This is a genomic window from Okeania sp. SIO2B9 (assembly GCF_010672505.1).
GTDB classification, from domain to species: Bacteria; Cyanobacteriota; Cyanobacteriia; order Cyanobacteriales; family Microcoleaceae; genus Okeania; species Okeania hirsuta.
The window spans coordinates 1-4,392 of record NZ_JAAHGK010000620.1 but is presented as its reverse complement, the minus strand read 5'-3'; the positions used below and the strand labels follow the sequence as shown (position 1 = coordinate 4,392).

The window sequence follows — 4,392 nt, the reverse complement described above, 5'->3', positions numbered from 1 at the left end:
TGAAGAAGGAGACAGGAGACAGGAGACAGGAGACAGGAGGAAAATTACATGGGGATTCGCTCCCCCAAGTAATTTTGAACACCCCCGTTGACGGTGGGGTATTAAACCCACAAAGAAAATGATAAATTGCCGATAATATAAGACTTTTAGCTATTTTGCCCCTCCTGCAATTTGTAAATATACCAGCGCTCATTGCTATAAAAAATTTATAAATTTCAATCAGTAAATATACTCTATGCTAAAAAAAACTGTATTATATGGCGTTGCTGAGGGGCGGGATGAATCTTTGCACAAAAGGTAACATCTTTTACTTCCTCTTTTTTTCAAACTATAATTCCAATGGGCACTCTATGTAACGCCCTCCACACTCTTCACACTAATTCCAATGGGCACTCTATGTAACGCCTATTATATCATGTCCGGATAATAGCGCCATAAAAAACTTTTTTCTACTCTTCCTTCCCTCCCGACTCCTGACTAACTATACCGAAGAAAAGCTGGTTTAATATTACAACAGTAGATACTGACAAATTTTTGCATAACCTTTTCTATGTGAGAAATATAAACTCGCAGAACAGAAAAACAACAGTAAAAAGGAGACAGTAAAATGTCCTTAACTGGGGAACTAATCCCTGCTGAAACCAGGATTAACAAGCATTTGGTAGCTTCAGAATCTCATAGATATTTCTTCTTGGCAAGTCAGATAAAACTGCTTAATTTTCTGAGAACGATATCAGCTGACTTCCAGATTATTTTTCAACGTGATCCAGCAGCTAAAAACTGGTTTGAAGTTTTGTTGTGTTACCCAGGGTTTCATGCCTTGCTGTGTTATCGGATAGCTCACTATCTCCATGGTTTAAAAACTCCCTTAATTCCTCGCTTCATTTCGTACTTTGCTCGCTTCTTGACTGGGATTGAAATTCACCCTGCTGCTCAAATTGGTAAGGGTGCATTCATTGACCACGGCATGGGTGTAGTAATTGGCGAAACAGCGAAAGTGGGAGAATATGTTCTGCTATACCAAGGCGTGACTCTTGGTGGAACTGGTAAAGAGACTGGAAAGCGCCACCCTACTCTGGGAAACAATGTGATTGTCGGAGCTGGAGCTAAGGTTTTAGGCAATATCAAAATCGACAACAATGTTTCTATTGGTGCTAATGCAGTTATTCTACGGAATGTTTCTGTTAATTGCACAGTTGTCGGAGTTCCTGGTCGAATTGTTAAGCGTTCAGTATTAAGTTGAGATTTATACTGAAACCGAGAAAAATGCAATCTCAAGGGGATTTCAACCAAAATTGATAGCTTTTATTCCAGAGCTAGTTAGTAGCTCTAGGAGAACGCAAGTTTAGGCAAAATTAGCGATCGCTCATCTAGTTACTCACAGCTATTTTTGCTCAAAAGACTCATTTTGTCTTTTTTTCAAACTCATCAGACAAATTAAATCAACAAATCATAGGAAAAAGTAAAACAATGACTAACAACATCTTCACAAAATTCACCGTCGCAATTGCTAGTGCAGCTTTGTTTACCGTAGTTTCAGAAATTCCCGCTCATGCTGCCTCTTTCAACTTCAATTTCCCTCTGATAGATGATGCTGAAGATATTCTCGGTTCTGGTTCTGTCAGTTTCGAGGCAGAACCAGATAAATTGAACGCTTTGGAGAAGTTTGCCCTAACTGAGTTTGACGTAGAACTTACTTTAAACACATTAGACACATTTTCTTTCTCCCACACAAATGCAGATAAGGCAAACGCTGTTTTTGCCAATGGAGAATTTTTAGGAATAGAGTACAATGGCCAATCTCAAGAAAGTGGTGATTATGTACTTCTGATTGATGGTGGAGATGAAGCGATCAAGCCTGGCGAACCTGGAGCTTGGTCTATATGGGGTCCCAACCTGGAAACAGGAGCTGTTGATACCAGGGTTACAGGAGGAGACAACGTTAGCTATGAATCAGTACCAGAACCTGCATCATTGGCAGGATTAGGAATTTTAGGTCTAAGTTTACTTGTGAGCAAGAAAAAAATTAATTCCCATTAAAAAAGCGTTCAGCATTCAGCAGTCAGCAGTAAACATTTAGAAGGGGATTTAAACCCCTCCGCGCACCTTCCGGTTTATACCGGGGATTTAAACCCAGAGCTATAAAAGCTGATAGCTGTTTGCGGAGCATTCCGGTACGGAAATGCTAAAAGCTAATAGCTAGTGAAACATCAAGTTCTAGATTGACTTTAGGAATGATTGAGAGTAGCAAAACTCAGGTAAAAAATTCTCTCTCAATCATCTTTTGATTCAGCCAACACTAATTTAATTTATCTATTCAGCAATAAGGAGAACAACAATGGTATCGGTTTTACAATCTAACCCCAGTTTGAAATTAAAATGGCACTACCTAGAATTTTGTCAAAAAATACTTGGTCATCAATATGTAATTACCAATGAGAATGTAATTGCCGCAGTAGAGACAGCAACTTTTGAAACTTCACAACAAGTGCGTTTCGTGATTCAACCAGGTTCACCACAAGAGGTTCAAGCGTGCCTTAAAGCTGCTCAACTATTTGGAGTTCATATTCACCCAGTCAGTCAGGGATATAACTGGGGATATGGTTCTCAAGTTCCTGATGAAAACCTGAGTGTGGTTATGAATTTGAGTAGACTGAATCAGATTAAGGTAGATGGTAAAAATGCCACCGTCACTCTTGGTCCTGGAGTAACTCAGCAGCAGTTATTTGAATATTTGCGGTCAAATTATCCCCACTTGTTCTTTTCTCTCACAGGAAGTTCACCTTATTCCAGCATTATTGGCAATGCTATAGATGCAGGTTATGCCAACGGTCTGAATGTGATTCGCTGGAATCATGTAATTTCCCTTGAGGCGATTTTACCCTCTGGTGAATTACTCAAAACTGGATTTGATGCTTTGCCCAACGCTTCAACAGCAGGAATATCTCGTTATGGTCTCGGACCAGACTTGAAGGGTTTATTTCGGCAATCAAATTTAGGAATTGTCACCGAAATGACGTTGGAATTATCGTTAGCTCCCGCATACCTACAAATATTTTATTTTTCCATTGATGAAGAAGAGCAGTTAGGTGAGCTAACTGACCAATTGCACAATTTAAAGCAAACTGGATTAATTGAAAGTAACTGGATACTGTTGCATGGCTACCGAATTCTGGCAGAAGTCAGTCAGTTTCCTTGGCAAGAGACTGATGCACAAAGAACTCTAGATCGCAATCTGATGCTGAAACTCTTGCGCCAACAACAAATTCCTGGCTGGTCAGGAGTTTATAACGGAGTGTTTGCTATCTATTCTCCTACTTTAAGGCACGCTGAAGCAATGAAAGCGGATATTCACGAAGTCCTCAATAACAAAGTAAGTAGATTGAAAACGTTCACTGTAGATCAATCTCAAATCAAAAAATTGCGTTGGAATAGGAATCTAGAAATTCCTGAATTGACTCATAAACTACTCAAAGGTCGTCTCTTGACTTTTGCTGGAATTCCTGTCCAGGGCAGTATTCCTATTAGTTATTGGCGTAAACGCAATTCAATTCCAGAAATTATGGATCTAGACCGAGACCGATGTGGTTTTATCTGGCTAGCTGTGACAGCACCTGCTTCTGGTACCGATGCACTTACTATTGTTCCTGTGATTGAACACTTTTTTAATGATTACGGGTTTGAGCCAATGATTGTTTTAGATGGTGTTAACAGTAGAGAAATGTATGTGATGACATCTTTAGTTTACGACCGCGAAGTTGCTGGTCGAGATGAACAGGCGAGAAAGTGTTTTGAGCGTCTAGCAGCAGAATTAAGGACGATGGGATACTATCAATACCGTTGGCCTAAAGCACTTTCTGTTGAGAATGCTTTACCAGAAAGAAATGATGACTATGCTTCAGTTTTCGCCAAGCTACAGTCAAGTATACTAGGAGATTAGGCAGTAGGGAGTAGTGCCGCTACCCGGAAGTTAAAAGTTAAAATTGAGTGCTAATTGGCGAGGTTTCCTACGGCGCTTTTAAAGTGCGGAACTATTTCCGCACACAGTCCCTCCAGGATGTATGTAGGGTCTAGAGCAATAACTATTGTCCAATAGAACATTAATAATCGCCAAACAGAGCGATCGCTTTTGAACCAGAGCATTGAAGAAGGAGACAGGAGACAGGAGACAGGAGACAGGAGGAAAATTACATGGGGATTCGCTCCCCCAAGTAATGCGTGAACACCCCCGTTGACGGTGGGGTATTAAACCCACAAAGAAAATGATAACTATTGTCCAATAGAACATTAATAATCGCCAAACAGAGCGATCGCTTTTGAACCAGAGCATTGAAGAAGGAGACAGGAGACAGGAGACAGGAGACAGGAGGAAAATTACATGGGGATTCGCTC

General features: G+C 40.3%; 2 protein-coding genes and 1 pseudogene. All 3 read left to right on the top strand.

All coding sequences use genetic code 11. The features are described from left to right. Positions 1 to 607: 607 nt before the first annotated feature. Positions 608 to 1,231 (top strand): annotated as a pseudogene (cysE, locus tag F6K13_RS20235) (serine O-acetyltransferase); the annotation flags it as partial. 239 nt (positions 1,232 to 1,470) lie between these two features. Beyond that, a complete protein-coding gene (locus F6K13_RS20230; RefSeq protein WP_124145798.1) occupies positions 1,471 to 2,040 on the top strand; it encodes a PEP-CTERM sorting domain-containing protein in 570 nt (189 codons plus the stop codon). Between the two features lie 298 nt (positions 2,041 to 2,338). Continuing rightward, positions 2,339 to 3,940, top strand: coding sequence for an FAD-binding oxidoreductase (locus F6K13_RS20225; protein ID WP_287240970.1), 1,602 nt, complete (start codon positions 2,339 to 2,341; stop codon positions 3,938 to 3,940). The last annotated feature ends 452 nt before the right edge of the window (positions 3,941 to 4,392 follow it).

What these genes read in the sequence shown, in the direction of transcription:
- F6K13_RS20225 (WP_287240970.1), top strand. Translation starts at nt 2,339, where the DNA reads ATGGTATCGGTTTTACAATCTAACCCCAGTTTGAAATTAAAATGGCAC.
- F6K13_RS20230 (WP_124145798.1), top strand. Translation starts at nt 1,471, where the DNA reads ATGACTAACAACATCTTCACAAAATTCACCGTCGCAATTGCTAGTGCA.